The sequence below is a fragment of the Erwinia sp. MYb375 genome (assembly GCF_037479175.1).
GTDB lineage: Bacteria > Pseudomonadota > Gammaproteobacteria > Enterobacterales > Enterobacteriaceae > Erwinia > Erwinia rhapontici.
The window spans coordinates 329,366-353,295 of the sequence record NZ_JBBGZS010000023.1 but is presented as its reverse complement, the minus strand read 5'-3'; the positions used below and the strand labels follow the sequence as shown (position 1 = coordinate 353,295).

Below are 23,930 nucleotides of genomic sequence, written 5' to 3'. Positions count from 1 at the left end.
TCTTCCTCAAGCCCGCTTATTCGTGCGGTGTCGACGCAGTGATTAACGTTTCGCGCGTGGCATCAGCACGCAGCAGGTCAGCGGTAATACGCCCATCCGCCATCACCAGAATGCGGTCGGCCAGCGCCATCACCTCATCCAGTTCCGAGGACGAAAACATCACGGCCAGCCCTTCCTGGGCCATTTTGCCGATCAGTTGATACACATCGGTTTTGGCGCCGACATCAATCCCCCGCGTCGGTTCGTCCAGCAGGACCACTTCCGGGCCGGTCATCAGTACCTTGCCCAGCACCACTTTTTGCTGATTCCCGCCGCTCAGAGAGGTGATGGGCAGATCGGTATCGCTGACCTTGATCGCCAGGCGTTGCACCATGTCGTTCACCTTTTCGCTCTCCTGCTGCGGACGCAACAGCCCCAGTGCCCGACGAAAGCCACGCAGACTGAGATCGCTCAAGGTCATATTGGTTTTGATCGACATCATGCCGATCATCCCCTCGCCTTTACGATCTTCCGGCACCAGCGCGATGCCCTTTTTCAGCCGGTACTGAAAATCACGCTTGTCCAGTACTTCGCCGTTCAACACCACGCGGCCGCTCTGGCAGCCCATCAGTCCTATCAGACCTTTAAACAGCTCTGTACGCCCGGCGCCCAGCAGGCCATAAATGCCCACCACTTCACCTTTACGCAATGAGAACGTCACATCGTTCAGCTTGTATCCACCATCCTGACGCAGCGCGGTGAGTCCGCTGACGTCCAGTACCACCTCTCCCTGGGTTGCGGCGGCATAGTCGAACTGCTTTTTCTTATCGCCTACCATCTGGGCGATGATCCACGGCACGCTGGCATCGCGCACATCACGTTCGCTGATAAAACGCCCGTCACGGAAGATGGTGATGTGATCGCCGATCTCCATCAGCTCTTCCAGACGGTGCGAGATATAGATAATGGTGACGCCACGCCGCTTCAGCGCCGCAATCACGTTAAACAGGACTTTGACTTCCGACTGGCTGAGCGCCGAGGTCGGTTCATCCATAATCAGTACCCGGGTGTCTTTCGACAGTGCACGCGCAATTTCCACCAGTTGCTGGTGACCGATGCCCAGCTCACCGAGCGGCGCATAAGGGTCCACATCCAGCTCCAGCCGTTCCAGCAGGGCTTTCGCCAGCTGGTACTGATATTTTTCGTTAATCCGGCCGCGCTGGAAAAACTCATTACCGATAAAAATGTTGTCCATCACATTCATATTCGGGAACAGATTCAGTTCCTGAAAAATGATGCTTATCCCGTGCTTCTCAGCCTGCTGGGTGGAGTGCAGCGACACGGGTTCGCCGTCGAGAAAAATCTGCCCGGAGGACGGCACTTCCACTCCGGCCAGCATTTTCATCATGGTGGATTTTCCGGCACCGTTCTCACCGATTAATACGTTGACCTTGTTGCGATACACGCGGTAATTCACCTGATCCAGTGCGGTCACGCCTGGATAGATACGCGACACATCACGCGTTTCAATCACCACTTCTTGCAGCGGCTCCGGCGATAACAGCGGGTCGATTTGATATTCAGCCATCATGAACCCTCTACTTGCGTACCACGTGAGCCGGGGTGACATCCGGTGGTGTTTGCGGCACATCCCAACTGCTGAAGACCCCATCAACCTCAACGTTTTCACCCACTTTCGGTTGCAGCTTTTTCACCTCATCTGACGCCAGGTTATTGATCGCCCGACCGTAATCACCAAACAGCACCTGATCGTTGAAGTCCTGATAGCTGGCCCCCTTATAAGCGTCACGCAGCGCGGTGCCACGAATGATCGGGCCAATCTGCACCACGACCTGCTGGCCGCTGACGTCTTTGAGGGTCATTTTTCCGCTGCGTGAGGTGGTATTCACCTCAGTGACCGTACCCTGAATTTTGACGCTGAAGACACACGGGTTCTCATCCTGACTGCGGTATCCCCACTGTTTACAGGCCGCATCAAAATCTTTTGCTGCGGCCAGCGACGTCATCAGTTCGTCGAGCGGTTTTGCCTCGCTGACGATTTGTGGCACGATTTTTTGCTGATACGTGGCGGTGACATTTGCCATCGCGGGGTTGGGCGGATTTTTTAAATCGGCCAGCTCCTGCTGCGACACAATACGGCAGCCCCCGAGGGCTAAAGTGGCCATTGCCAGCCAGACTCGCCTGGACATAATTCTCTCCTTTGCGCCCCCGCAGGGGCGCAGTCACATCTTATGAAGCGTTAACTCAGGATTTGAAATTGAAGTCCTGCACTTTGTCTGCGTTGCCCTGGTTGATCAGGATGCCGCGGAACATCACGCGCTGTTTCTCGGGTTTGGTGCCTTTCTGCAGGAAATTGTCGATATCGGTGACGCCCTGCGCAGCGATGGCCTGCGCCTGCAACATCACGGTGGCTTTCAACGTGCCGGCTTTGACCGCATCACGTTCGTCGTTACTGCCATCAATACCCACCACAATCACATCATTACGACCGGCTGCTTTCAGGGCCGCAATGGCACCCAGCGCCACCGGACCGTTACCACAGATCACTCCTTTTACATCCGGGTGCGCCTGGAGAATGCTGTCCATGATGCGCTTACCGTCGATCAGGGTGCCTTTCGCATCCTGTTTCGCCACACTTTTCATATCCGGGTACTGATCCAGCACCTGGTGGAAGGATTTCGAACGGGTGACGCAGTTGTTATCGGCCAGGTTACAGGTCAGTTCGGCATAGGTGCCTTTCTCGCCCATCTTCTCAACGAAGACGTTCGCCACATCGGAACCCGCCTGGAAGTTGTTGTGGGTGATCTGCTCCAGCGCCACATCATCAACCGGGATTTCACGGTTAATCAGCACCACCGGAATACCGGCATCTTTGGCTTTTTTGATAGCGGCAACGCTGGCCGTAGAGTCGGCGTTATCGAGAATAATGCCCTGCACTTTTTTACCGATGGCGGCATCGATCAGTTCGCTTTGTTTCTTCACATCTTCACCGTGGGACAGCACGGTGGTTTTGTAACCCAGTTCCTGAGCCTTCATATTGGCCCCTTTGGCCTCAGAGGCGTAGTACGGGTTATCCAGCGAGTTAACGAGGATCATGATGGTGCCTTTCTCTGCGGCAGTAACGGCATGAGAGAAGGAGCAGGCGGTCGCTAGAGCTAACAGAGTTAAACGCATTTTCATTTTGATGTTCTCTTATGTTGTTATGTGTAGGTACAGCTTTTTAACCTGTGCATCGGATGCCGCAGTTGCGTTTACTGACCGCCTTGCTGCAACGACCGACAGTCGGGGTAACATCTCGAACTCTCTGGTGTTGGCGCAGTAATCGGTATTACCAAATAGTGAAACCGCCATCGATCATCAGGTCTGCGCCTGTGATCATGTCGCTACCGTTGCTGGCAAAAAACAGCACGGCGGCGGCAATTTCGTCCGTGTAGGCAAAACGTCCCATTGGGATCAGTTGCTTCATCGCTTCCCCTTTCTCACCACGCCAGGCTTTCTCGCCCATTGGCGTCAGCACTACGGTCGGCGACAGGGTATTCACGTTAATTTTGTGGGGCGCAAACTCTTTCGCCATCACTTTGGTCATCCCCAACAGCCCGGCTTTCGCCGAGGTATAAGCCACATGGTTATCGATGGCGATGGATGCCGCCTGCGAGGCGATATTGATGATCTTTCCGCCTTTACCCGCTTTTACCATGCGTTTTGCCACCGCCTGCGAACAGAGGAATGGCCCGGTCAGATTGACGGCCACCTGCTTCTGCCACTCGGCAAATTCCGTTTCCAGTACCGGCTGCAACATCACGTAGCCCGCACAGTTCACCAGAATGTCGATCTGTCCGTAGTGCGCTTCAACCTGTGCTATTGCCTGCTCCACAGAGTCCGGGTCAGTCACATCGCACTGAACAAACTGGACGCGATCGGCTGCGAACTGCCCGGCAACATCTGCCACCTTGCTCTGTTCAAACGCCGGATAAAGCAGTGCCAGTTTCGCGCCTTTCTCCAGCAGCATCTGATTGCTGGCCATCGCAATCCCCCCCAGCCCCCCCGTGACCACGGCCCCCATGCCACAGAGATCCCCGTTGATATCTACGCCGTAGCGCAGATTGACGTCATATTCGTTACTCATTTCCAGACTCTCCTTAAGCGGCAACAAGATTTTCTAACGTGGCGCGCAGGCCTTCGGCATCGATGCGGAACTGGCGACGCAGGGCAACACGACTGCTGCTGTGGGTAAATTCATACGGCGGGATACCCAGCGGAATAAAGCGCTGGCGCAGGCTGTGCTGATGCAGCAGCTCACCGATAATGCTGCTCAGACCGCCACTCAACACATGTTCTTCCATGGTGATCACCTGACGGTGTGCCGTAATCAGCTTGATGACCGCCGCGTCGTCCAGCGGCCACAGAGAAGGCAATGAGACGATGGTGATGCTGTCATCTTTGGCGGCCAGCGCTTCATGAGCCAGCGTCCCCAGGCAGAACACCACGGTGTCTTTACCCTGCTGTAACACCTCTGGTTTACCCGGCACAAACTGGTAATCGGCATCATGCAGCAGCGGCACTTTATCGCTGTCCATACGGATATAAACCGGGCCTTGATGGCTGATGGCATGGCGGGCAATCGCGCTGGCCTGAATGGCATCTGCCGGCGCGAAAATTTGCAGGTTGCCCATCGAACGGGCGATAGCAATGTCGTTAGTACAGTGGTGCGTGGCACCCAACGGACCGTAAGCAAAACCGGCATTCAGGCCGAGCATCTTGACGTTAGTTTCTGAGTAACAAACATCATTTTTCAATTGCTCATTCGAGCGGGCAAACAGGAACGGTGCAGCATTAGCGGTGAATACCGTACGGCCACTCAGTGCCACTCCCGCCGCCATTCCCACCATATTCTGTTCCGCGATACCCACGTTGATCACCCGGTCCGGGAAGGCTTTTTCAAACGGGGCAATTTTTGATGTTGAGGTGGAGTCGGCCACCATGACACTGAGGTCGGCTCCCGCATTCTGGGCTTCCACCAGCGTGGCAATCACGGCGTCACGTAAGTCTTGCATGGTTAATCCTCCAGCTCGGCCAGCCCAAGGGCCAGTTGCTCATCATTAGGAACGGCGTGATGCCAGGCCGGGACGTTGGCCATAAACGAAATACCGTGCCCTTTTTCGGTATTGGCTAAAATAACGCGAGGTTTACCGATGCCGGGTTGGTTAGCGGCGGCGGCAATGGCGGCAGGATCGTGCCCGTTGCACTCCAGCACTTCGAAACCGAATGCCAGCCATTTGTCGGCCAGCGGCTCCAGCGGCATGATATCTTCGGTTTTCCCGGCCAGTTGCAAACGGTTACGGTCAACAATCGCCACCAGGTTTTCCAGTTTGAATTTACTGGCCGACATCGCCGCTTCCCAATTAGACCCTTCCGCCAGTTCGCCATCACCCAGCAGGACAAAAGCACGACGGTCAGCACGACCAGAGAGTTTGTTGCCCAGCGCCAGACCCACACCAATCGATAACCCGTGGCCTAAACCACCCGAGTTAATTTCCACCAGCTCTGGCAGCTTCTGATGGATGGGATGGCCCGCCAGCAGCGTGTCGTCACCCATAAACTGGTCGAGGATCGCCGGGTCAATCAGGCCCATAGCCGCCGCGCTGCAATACAACCCGCCTGCCCCGTGACCTTTGGAGAGAATGAAACGATCCTGATCGGGACGCGGACGGCTGCGATCCATCACCGCCATAAATAAGGTACAGATGATATCCACCTCAGAGAGGTCGGCACCGGTATGACCTTTGCCTGCCCGATGATTCATTTGCAGTACATAGCGCCGGGCCTGACGCGCAGTCTGTTTGATTGCCTGAAAGTCCATCATTACCTCTTCATCTATGACGCCGCGGGCCGGATAGCGTGTTGATATGACAGTCAACTGCGGCAATTTCGTTTTCGAATAAAAATATACGCTATCGTTTATAATCATATTGTGGGGTGGATCATATTTCAAACAAAAGCCAAAAATAATAAAAATGCATTATAAAACAGCAATGTAGCGAGAATATGTGGCAAGTATTGTGATGGGAACAATGTTAAATATCAGTTAAATCAATCGAATGGCAATTTTTAGTTTTCATTCGAAAATGAAAAGTCACTTTTGCAGATCTCGCAATTGATGCGGACGAGGGTTACTATTTATCGCAACAGCCCGGCTGACGGGGCAGGCAACCCGCATTCAGGCAAAGGGAGTGATTGACTTGAAAAGCAAAAATGAACAACTGGCTGATATGCAGCAACGGCGGGAAAAGATCCTGGAGATGATCCGTGAGGATGGCACCGTCACGGTAAAAATGCTGACGGAGACTTTCGGACTGACCGAAGCCACTATCCGTACCGACCTGCGTATGCTGCAAAAAGAGGGGTATGTGCAGCGTTATCACGGCGGTGCAACATTGATTACGGGTAAGCAAAATACCGGCGCATTGCTGCTGGAACGGCAAACCCATCTCGATGCAAAAGATGCCATTGGGCGTCTGGCGGCACAGCATATCGAAAACGGCGATACGGTCATTTTCGATTCGGGTACCACGACGACGGCTATCGCCAATCATATGAATCACATCCGGCGCCTGTCGGTGGTGACCAACGCTGTAAATATTGCCCTGAAGCTGGGCGGTGAGCCGGGGATTAATATCCTGCTGACCGGCGGCACCTTTAAGTTCCCCACCCTGTCGACGTCAGGTGAAAAGGCCGCCAGTTTTTTTGAAAACGTGCTGGCGGAAAAGCTGTTTCTCGCCACCGCCTGCATTTCTCCCCGCCTCGGTCTGAGTTTTCCCAGCGAGACGGACATCAAGGTGAAAAGCGCCATGATCCACTCCGCGAACACCGTTTACGTGGTGGCTGACTCCAGTAAAATCGACAAGGTGTCGATGTTTGCGTTGCCCTGCGAATGGAGCAAAATCCAGTATCTGATCACCGACAGCGGCATTACTCAGGCGTCTATTGACGCCTTTGAAGCACTGGGGGTGAAGGTGCTGGTGGCGGCGTGATCGGCGTCATTTCGGTATAAACGCACCACGTCACCGACAATCAACAGGCCCGGTGACTGTGGCTGCCGTTCCGCTACCGTCTGCGCCAGCTGGTCAAGGCGGGTAATGTGAGTGCGCTGATCGTGACGCGTCCCCCGCTCGATAATCGCCACCGGCGTATGCGCATCGCGTCCGTGGAGGATCATCTGGTCGCTTAATGCCTCACACCATGTTAATCCCATATAAAACACCAGCGTCTGGCGCGCATCACGTAAACTTTCCCAGTCAAGCTGGGGTTTGCCGTCACGCCCATGACCAGTGATAAAGCGCACCGACTGGGCCATGTCGCGGTGCGTCAGCGGTATGCCGGTGGCGGCCGCACAACCGTTAGCGGCAGTAATGCCGGGCACAATATGGCAGGCCACCCCCGCCTGTTGCAGCCACTGCATCTCTTCACCTCCCCGGCCGAAAATAAAAGGATCGCCGCCCTTAAGACGGATCACCTGTCGCCCGGCGCGGGCCAGATCCACCAGCAGTTGGTTGATCTGTGACTGCTTCATGCCATGAAAGCCCGGCGTTTTTCCCACATCAATGTTCAGTGCCGTTGGCGGGATCAGCGCCATAATATCCGGCCCGACCAACCGGTCGCAGACCACCACCTCAGCCTTTTCGATAAGACGCAGCGCGCGCACCGTCAACAGATCCACGGCTCCCGGCCCGGCACCCACCAGCCAGACCTGTCCCTGCTGGCCAGGGGGGAAGCCCCCGGCCAGCAAACAATCAAGAGCAGGTATTTTTACAGTCATCATCGGCCTCACGCTGTCGGGGCGGTGTCGCCCGGAGTGTGAACTCGCGGCGTGCTGGCCACCCAGACCTGCCCCTGTTCAATTTTCACTGGCCAGCAGCGCTGGTAAAGCGCCGGGTTGTCCAGGCTCTGTCCGTCTTTCAGTCGGAACCGCTGTTTGTATAACGGCGAAATCACCAGCGGTTCCCCCTGACTGTCACCCAGTAGCCCGCGCGACAGCACATTGGCTTCTGTTCCTGGTTCATGGTCATCCAGTGCGTAAACCGTATCATCAAGCCGGAACAGGGCTATCGCCTGTGAACCCAGCTGCGCCCCGATCCCGGCCTGCGGTGGGATCTCTTCAAGCGTGCAGATCTTATTCCACAGCGATGTGGGCTGCACGTCATTCACCGAGCGGCGGAACAGCGCCAGACGATCGGGGCTGGCCAGCGTGGTCTGCCATTCACACTGATAGCGGTCAACGACGCGCTGCATCTCCTGTTCCAGTTCGGCAGCAATCCCAAGCACATCATCCATCACCACCTGACGCAGATACTCCAGCCCTCCTTCAAGGTTATCCATCCATACGCTGGTTCGTTGCAGACGATCGGCAGTACGGATATAGAACATCAGCAGGCGGTCGACATAGCGCACCAGTGTTTCTGCATCCAGATCGCTGGCAAACAGATCGGCATGACGCGGCTTCATCCCGCCGTTGCCGCAGACGTACAGATTCCAGCCTTTTTCGGTGGCAATCACACCAATGTCTTTACTCTGGGCCTCTGCGCATTCACGCGTGCACCCCGATACGGCCATTTTAAATTTATGGGGGGTCCGCAGCCCCTTATAACGATTTTCCAGCCGGGTCGCGAAGCCTGTGGAATCCTGCACGCCGTAGCGGCACCATGTTGAGCCGACACAGGATTTCACGGTGCGCAGCGATTTTCCGTACGCATGCCCGGTTTCAAAACCTGCAGCCACCAGCGCCTGCCAGATAACCGGTAGCTGCTCCAGCCGGGCACCAAACAGATCGATACGCTGGCCCCCGGTGACTTTGCAGTACAGATTGTATTTTTGCGCAATTTCCCCGATGGCGATCAGCCCCTCTGCGCTGACCTCACCGGCCGGCATCCGGGGTACGACTGAATACGTGCCGTCCTTCTGGATATTGGCGAAATAACGGTCGTTAGTATCCTGCAATGGCAGTAAGGCGGGTGTCAGCAGATAGTCATTCCAGCAGGAGGCCAGCATCGACCCCACCAGCGGTTTACAGATTTCGCAGCCGCAGCCGCGTCCCTTTTTCGCCAGCAGCTCTTCAAAGCTTTTGATATTTCCCACGCGGATCAGTGAGTAAAGCTCCTGACGTGACCATGGGAAGTGCTCGCAGATATCTTTCTTCACTTCAACGCCCAGATCCGCCAGCTGATACTCCATGACCTGTTTGACCAGCGCGGCACACCCGCCGCAGCCCGTTGCCGCTTTGGTGCTTGCTTTCAGCGACGCCATATCGCCGCATCCTGCTTTAACCGCGGCGCAGATATCCCCTTTGGTGACGTTATGACAGGAGCAGACCTGCGCGCTGTCCGGCAGAGCTGCCACGCCGAGCGCTTTTGACGGGGCCCCGGCGCTCTGCGGCAGGATCAAACTCTCTGGGGCATCCGGCAGCGCCATGCCGTTAAGCATCATCTGTAACAGCAGGCTGTACTCGCTGCTGTCACCGACCAGTACGCCGCCCAGCAACCTTTTACCGTCGGCGGAAACGACGATTTTTTTATAGATCTCCCGGGGCTCATTGGTCCAGTAATAGCTCTGGCTGCCCGCTGTTTGTCCGTGAGCATCTCCCATCGACGCCACCTCGACACCCAGCAGCTTGAGTTTGGTACTCATATCCGCCCCGCTAAATGCCGTGGCTTCTCCTGCCAGTGTTGCCGCCAGCACGCGAGCCATCTGATAGCCGGGTGCCACAAGGCCATAGACATGGCCCTGCCATACGGCGCACTCACCGATGGCCCAGACGGCAGGATCTGACGTCCGGCAGCAATCATCTATCACCACGCCACCGCGTTCGCCCAGCATCAGCCCCGCCGCCGCGGCCAGATGGTCGCGCGGGCGAATACCGGCCGAAAACAGCACCAGATCCGTCTCAAGGGCACTGCCATCGGCAAAATTCAGCCGCAGCGTGCCATCTTTCTGGGATTCAATGCTCTGGCTCTGCTTACCGGTATGAACAGCAACCCCCAGCGCTTCGATTTTCCGGCGCAGCATCGCAGCGCCCCCGTCATCCAGTTGCACCGCCATCAGCCGCGAGGAGAGTTCGACCACCGCGGTTTCCAGACCCAGTTTTTTCAGCGCATTGGCCGCCTCCAGCCCCAGCAATCCCCCGCCGATGACGATGCCGCGCGTCGACCCGGCGGCCTTCGCAGCAAGGGAGTCCAGGTCGTCCAGCGTGCGGTAAACAAAACAGGACGCGTGCTTGCTGCCGGGGATCGGTGGCACAAACGGGCTGGAACCGCTGGCCAGCACGAGCTGGTCATACGCCTGTACACAACCATCGGCTTCGTGTACCTGCCGCCGCTGGCGATCGATAGCGACGACCTGCCGCCCCGTTCGCAGTTCAATGCCGTTTTGTTCAATAAACCCCGGCTGGACCAGCGACAGTTCAGCGTGCCCTTTCCCGGCAAAGTATTCCGATAAATGCACGCGGTCATAAGCGACATGGCGCTCTTCGCCATACACCACAATATGGAACTGCTGGTGTAACTGCCGGCTGACCATCTGCTCAAGGAAATGCTGGCCGACCATGCCATGACCAATCACCACCAACGTGGGTTTATCCGCGGTTTCTCCCGCTGTCTTCACAGCGGGTACTCTGCTCTGTACATTGCACATCATTGTCTTTCCTTGAAAAAAACCATAAAAAAAGGCGTCCACCGGCATGCGTAATGCATGCGGTTGGACGCCTTTATCCAAAGCACTCGTTACACCGCCATTGGTGGAACAAATGCATGTTATTTTGTCTTAACGACAGCAAGATAACTTGCAAGCGCTGTGCCAGAACCGGGTCCGGTACGCGTGATTGTAATGCTGCTGTACGATCAGTACATTAGCGATCAACGACAGGCTTTGAGCACGGCTTCCGCTGCCAGGTACGCCGCTGTGCGCTGTCGTGAAGCAAAAGGTGCACAATCTTTGTGCACACGCTTAGTTGCCCTGAGAGACAAAAGCAGAAGCCACTGCCAGCAGCGCGCTGGCAATATCCGCCATGCGCTGGTTCTGATTCATCGCCATTTTACGTAGCGCCTGCCAGGCCTGCTCTTCGCTGTAGCCATGGTGCTGCATCAGCAGAACTTTGGCGCGATCGATCTGCTTACGATCCTCAATACTGGACCGCATGGCGGCCAGCTCATCATCCTGATCCTGAAGCCGCTGTGACTGCTGCTGGACCAGCGCCAGCAATGAACGCCCCAGCTGAGGTGTCAGCCCGTCGGGCTCCAGCGTTCCTGACAAAACGGGTGCCCGGCCATCATTTCCAGCGACAAACACGCTCCAGGCCGGCTCACTGGCACTTTTTTGCATCTGTTGTTGCAGGTCGCTCGGGGCGATATCCCGCTGAGCTTCTGCGGCAGCAATACTCTGGCGGCAACGCTGCATCAGGGCGTGAGCAAGACAGTCTTCCACCGTTTTCAACCCATCGATACGTTGCGTCAAAGACTGATGCCAGCGCAGCGCCATTGCCGCGCCCTGCTCATCAGTCGGCGCGGCCGTACAGGCAATACGCCTTAACCGCTCAATCTTATTTTCACTCTGCACCACCCGTTGCCAGCGTTGCAGGCTCTCTTCATCTGCGAATCCGGCAAAATGGCTAAAGCAGCGCTCCTGGGCATCAATTAACGCCACGATCTGTTGACTCAGCACCGGGGTGAATTGCCCGGAGGCAAACCCCGCCGCGCCGATGGCCCGTTCCTGCCCGGCCAGCTCTTTGCCCTGCATAAAGCTGAACATGGCAATCAACACGCGCGAAACACCGGGGTCGGAAGCCGTATCCACCATCTCAAACACCAGATTCAGCAACTGGCGGATAATATGGTTGAACTGCTCCATGACAACGGCATGGGTCAACTGCAAAGCCCGCACCTGCTGTCGCAGGGTGTTCAGTTCCCCCAGCGCCTGCAAGGCAGTTGCGATACGGCTGTACAGACGGCTCGACGCCGGACCATCCTGGCCGTCCTCCGGCAGGACCGGTAGCAGGGCCATCACCGCTTTCTGGCTGCGGGTGACCCGACACCCGCACTGTAGCAGCTCGTCACTGAACAGCTGCCCCGCAGAACAGATCCACAGATTGCTCGCCCCACGTTCGCGCTGAATCTCATGAATTAACTGACTGACTTCCGTTGTCAGCCTGCCGCTTTGTAAAAGGGAGCGCAGGCTGGCGATTTCCCGCTGCCGTGATGCCAGAAGATACGCCAGCGCAGAAGGATAATGATCGCTCATCGACTTAACTCCGCTATTTTTCAAAGGGTCTGGCCAGGCAAATTCCGTGTCGGGGTGCCCCACTAACCTCACAGGCATTTCACTGAAAATAACTATCGCACCTGTTGACAGGAGTGAGACGGAATCAATTAGTCATATTTATTCATTGAAATGCGTGATAGTCAGGCCGCGTATGGTTTTTAAGCAGCTACCATAACGCAGAGCGGAATACCGATTATTGATGCTAATCAAATTGCCGTTTTGTCACCTTTCAGGCAAACTCTGTCACGCTTATAGCAAGCCACTAACATGTTCAACAGGCTCCCGCAATGGTTTCCATTCCCAAAAGCGTCAGGTAAACTGACGTAAGAATTATCTTGATGTAAACCTGTGAGATTTTTTCCTGGAACGTACAGGGTAGTTTACGTTTGATAGCGCGCTATAGCGTCATTCAATGCCGCCATATCGCGTCTGAAAAGAACCCGATTTATAGATGATATTCACGAGGACCAATGTGAAAATTAGCATCGCGTTTACCCTGCTGGCCGTGCTCACTTTAGCGGGATGCAAAGCGCCACCACCGCCTGTCACTGATGACACCGTCGTCAGCAGCGTTGTTGATGGCGTGACGTTAACGCATCGCTATGCGGTGAAAGCCCCCGCATCCTTCACCCCAGTGAATGAGAACTATCGCGCCCTGTATAATGCGTCTGTCATGACCCGTCCCGACTATAGCGGCAAAGTGGTGCGCTATCTGGAAAACGGTAAGCCATTCCTGGTGCTGGGTGAAGTGGAGAACCGCTGGTTCGCCATCGCTGACGTTGATGAGCAACAGCTGATTGGCTACGTGCCGCTCAAAGCGGGCGTAAAGAGTGATTTGTACGATGCCACACTACGCAGCGACCGCCCGCGCCCGCGCAAAAACAGCAAGAAAGTGTGCGTCGATGTTGGCGGCAAGAGCAAAGCCTGCCGCAACAATAATACGGCGACCTGGATTCTGGAGTAAGCGCGCCTGATAAGGCTTAACCGTTGCCACGGATGGCAGCAAAAGCGTTTTATTCACTCTACGGTGAAGTTGACCCTATTTGCCTGCTGGCACACAGCCGAGATTAACACATCCTGATGACGTCGGAATTTCCCGTTGACCCAGCCACACCGGTCAGCCCAGACAATCCCTTGGTAGCAGCGGCTTCTCCGTTGCTCAATGCCATTGTACAAATCCGTCTGGCAGCCACCCATGACGATCCGGCCGGTTTACGCCATCAGTTGATCGATGAAATACGCCAGTTCGAAACCCGCTGCAAACAGACGGGCATGCCGTTTGAAATGATTATTGGTGCCCGCTATACACTTTGCGCGGTGCTGGACGAAGCCGCAGCGCAGACCCCCTGGGGCAGCCGTGGCGTCTGGTCCGGCAATGGCTTGCTGGTCACGTTCCATAATGAAAGCTGGGGCGGAGAAAAAGTCTTTCAACTGCTGGCACGCATTTCCCAAAATCCCACCCAGCATCTCTGGCTACTGGAAGTGATCCATTTCTGTTTACTGCTGGGCTACGAAGGTCGCTATCGCAGCATGGATAATGGCCGCCTGCAACGGGATGCCGTACGTAGCCGCCTTGCACAGCTTATCCAGGAAACGCGTGGACAGCAGGAACCGCCGCCACCGCAGACTGTCGTGGCCGCCGGGCAAAATACGCTGTGGCGTCCGCCCGTGCCGCTGTGGGTCTGTATCTCACTTGCCACCTTTATTGGCTGCTTGATTTTTTCCAGCCTCAACTGGCGTCTGGGCAATGCAGCAGAACCGCTACTGCGGCAAATCTGGCAAACGCCGCTGCCAAAAGTGGTCGCAGGACAGCGCGGTGCAGCTCCGCAGGCCCTGCTCGATTTACGCCTGCGTCTGAACGACCTGATTGCCGAACGTAAGCTGGATGTCACCGACAGCGCCAACGGCAGTAAAGTCATCCTGTCGGCCGATCGCTTATTCGCGCCATCCACGACGGTGCTTTCTCCTGAAGGTCGTGCGCTGATTGCGCGCGTGGCCACCGCAATGGAGTCCGCCAAAGGAACTATCCTTGTCAGCGTCTATACCGATGACGAGCGGATACTGTCCAGCCGTTTCCCCTCAAATTACGAATACTCTGCCACCCAGGCACGCGCGATCAGCAGCATGATGGCGCAGCTGATCGCCCAGCCAGGCATCAACGTGCGCTCACAGGGCCGGGGTGATAGTGGTGCACTGTTACCGAACGACAGTAGCGAAAATCGCGCGCAGAACCGCCGCGTTGAAATCACCCTGTTCGCTGCCCCTGAGTCAGACGACAGCCACATTACGGGGAAAAATTAATGCTGAAGACTTTCTTTTCACTGCTCTCCAGCCGCCTGTTATGGGGGCTGGTCGGTGTTACCGCGCTGTCTGCCCTGATCTGGATGGTGGGACCGCTGCTGCCCTTTACCCGTTTCCAGTCGCTGGACAGCCCATTGAATCGCCAGCTGTTGATCGGCCTGAGCTACTTTTTGTGGATACTCTTTCAGCTTATCCCTCAGCTTTACCGCGCCTGGTTCAACAGCAAGTTGCTGACCCGCCTGCAACTCAACAACATCGACCACGCGGAGTTACAGGCTACGGGTGAAATGCTCAATAACCGCTTCAGTGAAGCGGCGATACTGTTAAAGAAAACCCAGTTTGGCAAACGTAAAGGCTGGCTACAGCGTTTCAGCGCGCAGTATCTCTATCAGCTTCCCTGGTATCTGATCGTCGGTGCGCCCGGTGCCGGTAAAACCACGGCGCTGATTAATTCCGGCCTCGACTTCCCGCTCAGTGATGCGATGGGGAAAAGCGCGCTGCGCGGTATCGGTGGCACCCGCCACTGCGACTGGTGGTTTACCGACGAGGCCGTACTGCTGGATACTGCCGGGCGTTATACCCTGCAAGAGAACCAGCGCGCACGCGATGCCAGCGAATGGCAGACCTTTATCACTCTGTTAAAGCGCTATCGCCCGCGTCAGCCCATCAATGGCGTGATCATGACCATCAGCGTGGCAGAGCTGTTGAGCGACTCAGCAGAAGCACGCCATGCGCAGGCCACGGCGCTGCGCCAGCGCATGGCAGAATTACATCAGCAAACCGGCATCCCGTTTCCGGTGTATATCATGGTGACAAAAACGGACCTGCTAAAAGGCTTTATGCGTTATTTCGCCCGGCTGGATAAGCCGCAACGTGAGCAGATTTGGGGGTTCACTTTCCCCTGGGAGCCAGGCCTGGGCGATCGCCGACTTCACGCTCAATTTGAACAGCAGTTTCAGTGCCTTTTATCCCGGCTGATGGCCGATCTCAGCGACAAAATGGCACAGGAAAGCGACCTTACCCTGCGTGCTGAGTGTTTCCAGTTTCCCCAGGAGTTCAGCGCGCTGCGTCCCCTGCTTGCCGAATATCTGGATATTGTGTTCTCGCCGGAAAACAGCGAAACGCCCTGGGCTGCACGCGGTTTGTTCTTTACCAGTGGGACACAAGAAGGCTTGCCATTTGACCGGGTGATGGGTGAACTGTCACGCAAGCTGCAACTGCCGCAGCCTCAGGGGCAGTCGATTGCCAGTTGGGACAGTGTGAATCGCAGCGCTCCGATCCCGGCGAATAAGGGACAAAGCTACTTTATTCACGGCCTGCTGCGCGATGTGGTGTTTAAAGAGCGCCGCCTGGCGGGCAGCGATCGCTCCTGGGAACAGCGCAACCGCCTGCTACACCGGGCAGGCTATGCGGTACTCGGCGTGGCATTAGTGGCAGCTTCGGCCTTGTGGATCACCAGCTATTATAAGAATCAGCATTATCTGGAACAGGTGTCCACACGCTTACCTGCCGTGACGCGGGAAGCGGTGCAATTGACCAGCAATAATCACGGCAACATCCTGGATCTGCTACCCTTCTTAAACCGTCTGGTGACATTACCCGAAAGCAGCCAGTTTTCACTGAATGCTCCACCGCTCAGTCTGCGTGGCGGACTGTACCGGGGGGATCAGATCAGTGAGGCCACCTGGGGCCTGTATCAGGGGGCGCTGAAAGCATTGTTACTGCCGCGTGTGGCGCAAACCATCACACAAACCCTGCGCAATGACGACGGCAACGATGCGGAGTTCAGCCGTAATGCTCTGCGCGCTTATCAGATGCTGTACCAGCCACGCAGCTATGACGGCGAGTTTCTGCGCGGCTGGGTGATGCAGAATCTGCAACGCAGCCTGCCATCCAGCGTCACGACACAGCAAATCCAGCAGCTGGACTGGCATTTAAGTCAGTTACTGGATCGTCAGATACTGAGTTCACCTTATATGCGTGATAACGCGCTGATGGTCAGACAACTCACCGCAGCTCACTGAGAAGGTCGTCATCATGGCAGTAAAAAATGACCTGGGATGGTATGGCAAGCTTCCAACGGCCGGCGACTTTTTACTGCGCCGGATGCCGCAGGCACTGATTGACAGTTGGTCGAACTGGTTTCAGCTCGGGCTGGCGCACTGGCATCACCATCATGACGGAACCACTGACCCGTTCAGCCGCGCGCCGATCTGGAACTTTGCGCTGCCCGCCACCATAGGCGTACAGCGCGTGCAGATCGGCTGCATGATGCCGTCGCGCGACAGAGTCGGGCGCGCATGGCCGTTGCTGGTGATTCAGAGCGTGCCGGTAAAAGCCTGGCACCCGGCTCAGCTGTCCATCTCCGGGGAATGGTTCCAGGAGCTGGGCGCCACGATGAATCAGGCCATACAACAGATGCACTCCGCCGACTGGCTGGAACAGGCGCTGCGGGGCATCCCGCCGCTGTCGTTACCGGACACCGGGCGCTCCGATATTATGGATGTGATTGGCTATCAGGATCTGCCCTGTACGCTGGCCTGGCGGGAAGTCGCCGCGCGCTTTGATCCCTTGCAGTACACCAGTTACTGGTGGACTAATCAGAGCGATGGCTATCCGCTTGCCAGCCATAAGCACAGCGGTAATTTGACCGCTCAGCTGTTTTCGCAGTTATTTCATCCGGCGGCCGGATCGCTGTCGGGCCGTCACGGACTCTATCCGCCGATGTTTGAATAGAGTGATCAGGCCTTGGTGCCTCATTGCAGGAAAAACGCATGCGATTGACCATTTTGCAGAATCAGGCCGATGTTCCGATAACCGCCTGTGATTTTTTGCCCCCCGGCGGCACGATTGGCCGCAGCGTTGATAACGATCTGGTGCTGCCCGACCCTGACCGGGCCATCTCGCGTTTGCAGGCGCTGGTGCATGTGGCGGCGAACGGCGACTGCCGTCTGACCAACCAGGGCAGTGTGATCGCGGTGATCCACAACGGCAGCGAACTGATGCGCGGCAGCCAGGTGATGCTTGATCACGGCGATACCTTAGCCATTGGCCCTTATCAGATTGATGTCAGCGACCCGCAGCGCGTCACCGTCGCCACAGAGCAACATATTGATCCGCTGTCGCTGTTTGCTGACGATGATGGCAGCAATGACGATCCCTTAAGAATGCAGCACACCGCGGATGACCTTATCGTGCCGCCGGTGGAAAGCCTGAGTGCAGAGGCGCTTGGGCTGCGATCGGCACGCCAGACGGTGGCCCGCCTGGGCATCGATCCGGTCGGCAACGATGCGCCCCCAGGCACTCATGACGGCAGTGCAGAGGGCTCACGTGAACAGCGCCTGCTGGCCGCCCTGCTGGACGGTATGGGGCTGGATACCACGCTGGATAAAACCCCGCTGACTGAAGACCAGATGCGTACCACCGGGCGTATGCTGAGCCTGTTCTCTCAGGGAACGGTTGCGTTGCTGTCGTCACGCTCGATCCTCAAACGCGGGGTTAAGGCAGAGATGACCATGATCCTGAATGAGGCAAATAATCCCTTCAAGATCCTCCCCTCCGGTAAAACCGTATTAATGCAGATTTACCAGAGCCAGATGCCGGGCTTTATGCCACCGGAGCAAGCAGTACGCGATGCACTGGTTGATTTGCAGGCCCACCAGTTGGGGATGATCGCGGGTATTCGCGCCATTATTGCCGCAATGTTGCAATCCTTTAATCCGCAGCGGCTGGAAGATTTGGCCCGGCGCGATGGCGTGGTGCCGCGTCTGGCGTTGAGCAGTACGAAGAAAGCGGCGCTTTGGGACTATTTTATGCGCCACTATCAGCAGACCGCGGGTGAAATTGAGGATGACTTCCACACCCTGTTTGGTGAAGCGTTCCTGCACGCTTACGATATGGAAGTTAATCAATATAAAGATTCGCAAACTCCCCCGGAAGACGCATGAATATCAATTATTTTGCCACCAGCCAGATCGGCCTGCGTGAAAGTAATCAGGACACCATCGGCGCCCTGCTGGGGCAACACAGTGCCTGCTTTATGGTCTGCGATGGCGTGGCAGGGAACGCGGGTGGCGAACTGGCCGCGCAAATTGCCCGCGATACCCTGCTCGGTCAGCTTGACGGTGAAGCGCCTCTGCACCCTGAGCAGACAGCAACGCTGATCGAAAATACCGAGCAAGCCATTCGCCACGTGCAGGAGATTAATCCGAATTTTCACCAGATGAGTACCACGCTGGCAGCGCTGTTTATTGACCGCGCCAGCCTGCACGCCTGGTGGGTTCATGCCGGGGACAGCCGGGTCTATCTCTTCCGTCGCGGGGTCGTCCATAGCGTGACCCGCGACCACAGTCTGGTGCAGCAGTTGCAGGATGCAGGTTACGAAAATACGGGAATTAACAGTAATTTACTGTATAACGCCCTGGGGGCTGATACCACGAGCCCGCATGGTTACAGCGAAGTGATGGCGCTGGAAGATGGTGATGCATTCTTGATTTGCACGGATGGATTCTGGAGCAACCTGATGCCCGCCGAGATGGAACAGGCGCTGCGCATGGTCAATTCCCCTGCCGAGTGGCTGGCACTGATGCAAAAAGCCATCGACCGTGGCGCAAAAACAGATAATCTGAGCGCCGTGGCGGTATGGGTGGGTTCACCCCAGGAGACCACATTACTCTTTTCCATGGCGGATTCTGCCCGTTTTCTCCCGCCACGCGATTAACACCAAGGAATGCTATGAAATTTTGGTTGCCAGCTACATTGACTCTGTTGTTCGCCACCACGGCCCAGGCGGCAGACTATCGAGTGGTCTATTCCCCCAGCCTTGAGCTGGAAGTGTTTATCGATAATGTGACCAGCAACACGCCTGCGGCATGGTGTGAGGAGTCGCTTAACCTGCGCATCGTTTCCGGTAAAAGTACCGAGTCGGGCGTACTGACCAGTTTCTTGCCTCGCGTGGGAAATTTACTGCAAAATCAGTGTGGCAAACTGCTGGAACTGCCCTGGCAGATGACCAATGGTAAAGGCACCGTACTGGCTACCGGCACGGCGGCAAAAGAGCAGAGCTGGCGCCCGATTGTCACCGCGGATGCCACCGCGACGGCAACGGCCAGTAATGCCTCGCCACTCGATCTGTCACAGCCTGCTAACGCCGAGCCGTTACAGCATTTCGATCTTCCCGGCGGCTGCCATTTCCGCACCTGGTGGGATGATAACGGCCAGTCGCTGTTTATCCCTGACGATAAAACGATGAATTGCTCTACTGAGGGCTGGCTGGAAGGCGCGAGTACACTGACACTGGCTCAGGGCAACACGCGTGAACCGCTGGCCGTCAGTTTCTATCAGGGCTACCCGCTGACGCATCTGCATCCGACGCCAGACTCTCTTGATGTGGTGGCGGTGAATAACCAGCGCCTGGTGCTGGCACGCCGCGATGCCCCTAACAGCTGGCTGGTGCTGCCCTTTAATCACAACCTGCATGTGTGGTCTTTTGATGGTGCGCTGCTGGTGAAGATGGACAAAGCGCAGGCCAGCGATGGCGCTGCGTTGAAAGCAACGGTGGATACCGTACGCAAAACCTGGTCAGGCGTCATCGACGCAGGTGTGAAAGTGAACGTGCTGTTGGTGGATGACCTGCACGCCGACCTGGCCGACCCGGCGATTGGCGCCTGGCGCACCGTTAACTAAACCCCGTTTATCAGGACGCCAGGAGCGTTTCACTATGTCGGCAAACGAACAACAAAAAAATGTCCCGAACGCCCTCCCGGCGGGCTACCGTTTTAATGAGTTTGAAATCAAGGAAGTGATCGGGGGCGGCGGTTTCGGCATTGTGTATCGCGCCTGGGATCATCTGCTGGAACGGACGATTGCGATCAAAGAGTATCTGCCGGTGTCACTGGCCAGCCGCAACGACGACCTCGCCATCCAGCTGCGCGGCGAACGCTACCAGCGTTTATTTAACGCCGGGCTCAACAGTTTTATCCAGGAAGCACGGCTGCTGGCCCGGTTTAATCACCCTGGGCTGCTGCACGTCCTGCGTTTCTGGGAAGAGAACGGCACCGCGTATATGGGGACGCTGTTTTACAGCGGGATGACGCTGAAAGAGTGGCAACAGGGCAGCCCGGAAAGCATTAACGAGGCATGGATACGCCAGCTGCTTCCGCCACTGTTCGGTGCCATCAATACCCTCCATCGCGCGGGTTATCTGCACCGTGATATCTCGCTGGATAATATTCAGATTCAGGAAAATCAGCTGCCGGTCTTGCTCGACTTCGGCTCGGCGCGCAAAGAGATCGGTAACCTTTCCGATGAAACGGAGATTATGCTGAAACCGGGTTATGCGCCGATTGAACAGTACAGCGAAGAAGGCGACAGCGATCAGGGTCCCTGGACCGATATCTACGCGCTGGGCGCCGTGCTGCATACGCTGATTACGGGCAATCCGCCGCCGGTCAGCGTGGTGCGCTGCATCGAAGACCACTACCAGCCGCTCAGCACGTTACGCCCGGAAGGCTATTCTCTGTCGCTGCTCAATGCGATTGACCAGGCATTACAGATGGACCCGCAACAGCGTCCGCAGTCCATTGATGATCTGGCCGCCCTGCTCGATTCTCCGGTGAGTGAAATGGGTGAACTGGTGAGTAACGTGGTGGTGCCGCAGGAAGAGCCGCCTCAGTTACCCGATCCCGAACCCGTTGCGCTGGCGGTTAATCCTGCTGCGGGCACCACGGAGCCGGTTATGGCACCGCGCGTGGCCAGACGCCTGTCGCGGCCGCTGATGTTACTCAGTGGCCTGGCCGTCATCGCAGTAGCGGCCCTGGTGTGGGGACTGAATCGTAGCGATAATGTAGCACCCGAGCATTCTGCCGCCGCCAGCAATGCCCCCGGCAGCGTTACCGCCGCCGTGCAGACGCCTGCCGCCAGCGCGCCGGCGATGGCAACCGTCTACCTGAAACTGAGCAGTAACGAATCTCTGCTGCTGAACGGCAATGTGATGGAGGTTAAACCTAACAACAACGGTTACGCCTCGTTGAACCTGGCGGCAGGGGATTATCATCTGGAAGTGCGTACCTCAACCGGTGTTCACAGTCAGCAGTTGAAGATTGATCATGCAGGCACCTGGTTAATTAACCCAGGGCGCTAGTTCTGCGGGTTCGATGCCCACACGGGATACACATTTGACGTTATTCCGTGTGGGCCATCGCGATGCGGTTATCCCACCAATCCATTGTGGCACTGCTGTAATTCACGCACACGCTGCACCAGGTCCGTCAGACAATCGTCATGCATCCCCCGCTGCTTCAGCTCTGTTTCCAGCGAAAACAGATACTGCGCGTTGGTGCCCAACGGCCCTTTCGCTTGTGCGATCAATGGCGCGATGGTTTTCGGGCAGGAGTCCGGCTCATACAGCGCATGGCGCGGGTCCATCACAAAGACCAGTGCGGTCACCGTGCGCCCGTCATCCAGCGCCATGTCACACCAGGTTGGCAGATAACAGCCGGTGATCATCTCACGCTTCCACAGCAGTTCCAGCTCTTCATGCAGCTTTTCCTCTGGCAGGCAGAACGCGAGTCCGGTGGTTTGCCCGCCCTCTTTCAGTGCCAGCATGCGCCCGGGCTGGCTGGCGGTACCGCGCCCGGCGGTCAGCCGCAGGCAGAACGCCCGGTGCCAGCCGTTCAGTGTACCGGCAGCGACTTCATCGGCCTCAAATACCGGGTTCCACATCAGGGAGCCGTAGCCAAAAATCCATACCGGACTGTGATCGGGGCGACAGGCAAGCGCCGCCGCCAGCGAAGCAGCTCGTTGTTCACAGGTCCACAACAATGACTCTTCGATATCGCCAAACGCCGTTTTACAATCGGCCTGTAACAGGAAATCTCTTGTTAACATTGCACCTCCAACACCCCAGCTTAACGTCCACGCTGTCCTGACTGCTTCCGTGAATTGTCTCGTTTTCAGCAACATCTGAATGCTATCAACGACCTTATGCATTTCCGCGTACGCAATCAAGTTTGAAGGCGATCACAAAAGAAAAAAGTTTCACTTAAGGTGATCGGCAGCCAGGGGAAAATCTTTACGCCTTCTCTGCCCAGCCACCGTCAAAATGATAAAAGAATTTTGATTTTTTTGCTAAACCAGTTTAGCTTTTCGTCAGATAACCACTTCAGGATGATGACAATGAGCAAGAAAATCTGGGTACTGGGCGATGCGGTAGTGGACCTCCTGCCCGAGGGGGAAACACATTTGCTGAAGTGCCCTGGCGGTGCCCCTGCCAATGTGGCCGTGGGCATTGCGCGCCTTGGCGGCCATAGCGCGTTTATCGGCTGCGTCGGCGACGATCCCTTTGGTGAATTCCTGCAACAAACCCTGCACCAGGAAAACGTGAATATCGACTGGATGTATCGCGCCCCGGGCCAGCGCACGTCGACGGTGCTGGTCAGTCTGGATGCGGAGGGAGAACGCCAGTTTACGTTTATGGTGCGTCCTGCGGCTGACCTGTCTCTCAGTGCCGACCGTTTGCCCTCTTTCCATGCCGGTGAAGGGCTGCATTTATGCTCCATCGCCCTGAGTGCAGAACCCTCACGCAGCGCGGCAATGCAGGCGATGCGCGCGATAAAAGCGGCCGGAGGCTGGGTCAGCTTCGATCCCAATCTACGCGATGATTTATGGTCAGACCCTGTGGAAATGGCTGCTGTACTGGCCGATGCCTTCGCGCTGGCCGACATTATCAAGCTGTCAGAAGATGAGCTTTGCGCCCTGACGGCGTGTCGCGACCTGGCGGCAGGTATCGATCGCTTCACCCTACAGTATCAACCGTCACTGCTGCTGGTGACCTGCGGTAGTCAGGGTGTGTACCTGTGGCAGGCCGGGTCTGTTCAGCACGTGGCTGCCCCGCGTGTTGAGGTGGTGGATACCACGGGCGCGGGCGATGCGTTCGTCGCCGGGCTGTTGGCTGCGCTGGCGACCGAAGCGCATCCGCTGGTACCTGAGCGGCTTGATGAGGCCATTCAACAGGCGCAGCGCAGTGGTGCGGCGGCGACTACCGCTAAAGGGGCGATGACCGCCCTGCCTTATGCTGTTGATCTTATGAAATTTTAGGGGTCGACCCGAAAGGCAAGATCAAGGTCTTAAGGTCAAGGTCTTAAGGTCAAGGGCGTTTCGCTTTCCCGCTGTCGCGGGTTGAGCGACAAGGGGCGGCCAGTCGCCGCCGCCCCTTGACCCCGGGCTTGCGGCAGGCGCTGCGCCCGCTTCCAGCGGGTGCCTTCGCAAACTCCGTTCACCGACGGACCGCTCGTGACGGCACCTCCCTGTGCCGGCCCGAGCTT

19 protein-coding genes and 1 pseudogene are annotated in these 23,930 nt (G+C 56.7%); 10 read left to right on the top strand and 10 right to left on the bottom strand.

What is annotated here, in order from left to right:
* Positions 1-16 precede the first annotated feature (16 nt).
* The 6 genes from WH279_RS14620 to WH279_RS14595 all read right to left on the bottom strand — a co-directional run bounded on the left by WH279_RS14620 (position 17) and on the right by WH279_RS14595 (position 5,860).
* Positions 17-1,567 carry a sugar ABC transporter ATP-binding protein gene (locus WH279_RS14620; protein WP_339457529.1) on the bottom strand — a complete coding sequence of 517 codons (1,551 nt, stop codon included), beginning with the start codon at positions 1,565-1,567 and terminating at the stop codon, positions 17-19.
* A 10-nt stretch (positions 1,568-1,577) separates the two neighbouring features.
* Positions 1,578-2,189 (bottom strand): DUF2291 family protein, encoded by a 612-nt coding sequence (locus WH279_RS14615; RefSeq protein ID WP_339457527.1) that lies wholly within the window; start codon positions 2,187-2,189, stop codon positions 1,578-1,580.
* Between the two features lie 55 nt (positions 2,190-2,244).
* The gene (locus WH279_RS14610) at positions 2,245-3,180 is read right to left on the bottom strand and encodes a D-ribose ABC transporter substrate-binding protein (protein WP_200643029.1); all 936 of its coding nucleotides are present in this window, start codon (positions 3,178-3,180) and stop codon (positions 2,245-2,247) included.
* Between the two features lie 148 nt (positions 3,181-3,328).
* Entirely contained in the window at positions 3,329-4,126 is a 798-nt protein-coding gene (locus tag WH279_RS14605; protein ID WP_339457524.1) for a GolD/DthD family dehydrogenase, read from the bottom strand.
* A 13-nt stretch (positions 4,127-4,139) separates the two neighbouring features.
* Positions 4,140-5,054: a transketolase family protein gene (locus tag WH279_RS14600; protein ID WP_339457522.1), complete on the bottom strand. Its 915-nt coding sequence runs from the start codon at positions 5,052-5,054 to the stop codon at positions 4,140-4,142.
* Between the two features lie 2 nt (positions 5,055-5,056).
* Entirely contained in the window at positions 5,057-5,860 is an 804-nt protein-coding gene (locus WH279_RS14595) for a transketolase (protein WP_133845475.1), read from the bottom strand.
* 379 nt (positions 5,861-6,239) lie between these two features.
* On the opposite strand from WH279_RS14595, the gene WH279_RS14590 reads away from it, so the two are divergent.
* Positions 6,240-7,031, top strand: coding sequence for a DeoR/GlpR family DNA-binding transcription regulator (locus WH279_RS14590; protein ID WP_200643026.1), 792 nt, complete (start codon positions 6,240-6,242; stop codon positions 7,029-7,031).
* Here WH279_RS14590 and cobA read toward each other — a convergent pair.
* The 3 genes and pseudogenes from cobA to WH279_RS14575 form a co-directional block, all read right to left on the bottom strand.
* Positions 6,974-7,816 carry a uroporphyrinogen-III C-methyltransferase gene (gene cobA / locus WH279_RS14585; RefSeq protein ID WP_339458712.1) on the bottom strand — a complete coding sequence of 281 codons (843 nt, stop codon included), beginning with the start codon at positions 7,814-7,816 and terminating at the stop codon, positions 6,974-6,976. The two genes, WH279_RS14590 and cobA, sit on opposite strands and share 58 nt — an antisense overlap.
* A gap of 8 nt (positions 7,817-7,824) precedes the next feature.
* Positions 7,825-10,638: pseudogene (nirB, locus tag WH279_RS14580) on the bottom strand (nitrite reductase large subunit NirB); the annotation flags it as partial.
* Between the two features lie 357 nt (positions 10,639-10,995).
* The gene (locus tag WH279_RS14575) at positions 10,996-12,285 is read right to left on the bottom strand and encodes a nitrate- and nitrite sensing domain-containing protein (RefSeq protein WP_339457519.1); all 1,290 of its coding nucleotides are present in this window, start codon (positions 12,283-12,285) and stop codon (positions 10,996-10,998) included.
* Between the two features lie 472 nt (positions 12,286-12,757).
* On the opposite strand from WH279_RS14575, the gene WH279_RS14570 reads away from it, so the two are divergent.
* The 8 genes from WH279_RS14570 (at position 12,758) to WH279_RS14535 (ending at position 21,748) form a co-directional block, all read left to right on the top strand.
* Positions 12,758-13,270 (top strand): SH3 domain-containing protein, encoded by a 513-nt coding sequence (locus tag WH279_RS14570; RefSeq protein WP_339457517.1) that lies wholly within the window; start codon positions 12,758-12,760, stop codon positions 13,268-13,270.
* A gap of 116 nt (positions 13,271-13,386) precedes the next feature.
* Complete coding sequence (gene icmH / locus WH279_RS14565; RefSeq protein ID WP_339457515.1) at positions 13,387-14,607, top strand: type IVB secretion system protein IcmH/DotU; 1,221 nt, start codon at positions 13,387-13,389, stop codon at positions 14,605-14,607.
* Entirely contained in the window at positions 14,607-16,631 is a 2,025-nt protein-coding gene (gene tssM / locus WH279_RS14560) for a type VI secretion system membrane subunit TssM (protein ID WP_339457513.1), read from the top strand. The genes icmH and tssM overlap by 1 nt, the downstream gene beginning before the upstream one ends.
* A 13-nt stretch (positions 16,632-16,644) precedes the next feature.
* On the top strand, positions 16,645-17,343 hold the full coding sequence (gene tagF, locus WH279_RS14555) for a type VI secretion system-associated protein TagF (protein WP_339457511.1): 699 nt from the start codon (positions 16,645-16,647) through the stop codon (positions 17,341-17,343).
* Between the two features lie 38 nt (positions 17,344-17,381).
* Complete coding sequence (tagH, locus tag WH279_RS14550) at positions 17,382-18,554, top strand: type VI secretion system-associated FHA domain protein TagH (RefSeq protein WP_339457509.1); 1,173 nt, start codon at positions 17,382-17,384, stop codon at positions 18,552-18,554.
* Positions 18,551-19,327, top strand: coding sequence for a PP2C family protein-serine/threonine phosphatase (locus tag WH279_RS14545; RefSeq protein WP_339457507.1), 777 nt, complete (start codon positions 18,551-18,553; stop codon positions 19,325-19,327). Before tagH ends, WH279_RS14545 begins: the two co-directional genes overlap by 4 nt.
* A gap of 14 nt (positions 19,328-19,341) precedes the next feature.
* Positions 19,342-20,292: a hypothetical protein gene (locus WH279_RS14540; RefSeq protein WP_339457505.1), complete on the top strand. Its 951-nt coding sequence runs from the start codon at positions 19,342-19,344 to the stop codon at positions 20,290-20,292.
* A 34-nt stretch (positions 20,293-20,326) separates the two neighbouring features.
* Positions 20,327-21,748, top strand: coding sequence for a serine/threonine protein kinase (locus tag WH279_RS14535; RefSeq protein ID WP_339457503.1), 1,422 nt, complete (start codon positions 20,327-20,329; stop codon positions 21,746-21,748).
* Between the two features lie 68 nt (positions 21,749-21,816).
* Here WH279_RS14535 and WH279_RS14530 read toward each other — a convergent pair whose 3' ends face one another.
* Positions 21,817-22,494, bottom strand: a complete 678-nt coding sequence (locus WH279_RS14530; RefSeq protein WP_200643015.1) for a gamma-glutamylcyclotransferase — start codon at positions 22,492-22,494, stop codon at positions 21,817-21,819.
* 288 nt (positions 22,495-22,782) lie between these two features.
* On the opposite strand from WH279_RS14530, the gene WH279_RS14525 reads away from it, so the two are divergent.
* Positions 22,783-23,703 (top strand): aminoimidazole riboside kinase, encoded by a 921-nt coding sequence (locus tag WH279_RS14525; protein ID WP_339457499.1) that lies wholly within the window; start codon positions 22,783-22,785, stop codon positions 23,701-23,703.
* Positions 23,704-23,930 lie beyond the last annotated feature (227 nt).

What these genes read in the sequence shown, in the direction of transcription:
- tssM (WP_339457513.1), top strand. Translation starts at nt 14,607, where the DNA reads ATGCTGAAGACTTTCTTTTCACTGCTCTCCAGCCGCCTGTTATGGGGG.
- WH279_RS14540 (WP_339457505.1), top strand. Translation starts at nt 19,342, where the DNA reads ATGAAATTTTGGTTGCCAGCTACATTGACTCTGTTGTTCGCCACCACG.
- WH279_RS14545 (WP_339457507.1), top strand. Translation starts at nt 18,551, where the DNA reads ATGAATATCAATTATTTTGCCACCAGCCAGATCGGCCTGCGTGAAAGT.
- WH279_RS14610 (WP_200643029.1), bottom strand. Translation starts at nt 3,180, where the DNA reads ATGAAAATGCGTTTAACTCTGTTAGCTCTAGCGACCGCCTGCTCCTTC.
- WH279_RS14575 (WP_339457519.1), bottom strand. Translation starts at nt 12,285, where the DNA reads ATGAGCGATCATTATCCTTCTGCGCTGGCGTATCTTCTGGCATCACGG.
- cobA (WP_339458712.1), bottom strand. Translation starts at nt 7,816, where the DNA reads ATGACTGTAAAAATACCTGCTCTTGATTGTTTGCTGGCCGGGGGCTTC.
- tagF (WP_339457511.1), top strand. Translation starts at nt 16,645, where the DNA reads ATGGCAGTAAAAAATGACCTGGGATGGTATGGCAAGCTTCCAACGGCC.
- WH279_RS14620 (WP_339457529.1), bottom strand. Translation starts at nt 1,567, where the DNA reads ATGGCTGAATATCAAATCGACCCGCTGTTATCGCCGGAGCCGCTGCAA.
- WH279_RS14525 (WP_339457499.1), top strand. Translation starts at nt 22,783, where the DNA reads ATGAGCAAGAAAATCTGGGTACTGGGCGATGCGGTAGTGGACCTCCTG.
- icmH (WP_339457515.1), top strand. Translation starts at nt 13,387, where the DNA reads ATGACGTCGGAATTTCCCGTTGACCCAGCCACACCGGTCAGCCCAGAC.
- WH279_RS14605 (WP_339457524.1), bottom strand. Translation starts at nt 4,126, where the DNA reads ATGAGTAACGAATATGACGTCAATCTGCGCTACGGCGTAGATATCAAC.
- WH279_RS14600 (WP_339457522.1), bottom strand. Translation starts at nt 5,054, where the DNA reads ATGCAAGACTTACGTGACGCCGTGATTGCCACGCTGGTGGAAGCCCAG.
- WH279_RS14615 (WP_339457527.1), bottom strand. Translation starts at nt 2,189, where the DNA reads ATGTCCAGGCGAGTCTGGCTGGCAATGGCCACTTTAGCCCTCGGGGGC.
- WH279_RS14595 (WP_133845475.1), bottom strand. Translation starts at nt 5,860, where the DNA reads ATGGACTTTCAGGCAATCAAACAGACTGCGCGTCAGGCCCGGCGCTAT.
- WH279_RS14535 (WP_339457503.1), top strand. Translation starts at nt 20,327, where the DNA reads ATGTCGGCAAACGAACAACAAAAAAATGTCCCGAACGCCCTCCCGGCG.
- WH279_RS14570 (WP_339457517.1), top strand. Translation starts at nt 12,758, where the DNA reads ATGATATTCACGAGGACCAATGTGAAAATTAGCATCGCGTTTACCCTG.
- WH279_RS14530 (WP_200643015.1), bottom strand. Translation starts at nt 22,494, where the DNA reads ATGTTAACAAGAGATTTCCTGTTACAGGCCGATTGTAAAACGGCGTTT.
- tagH (WP_339457509.1), top strand. Translation starts at nt 17,382, where the DNA reads ATGCGATTGACCATTTTGCAGAATCAGGCCGATGTTCCGATAACCGCC.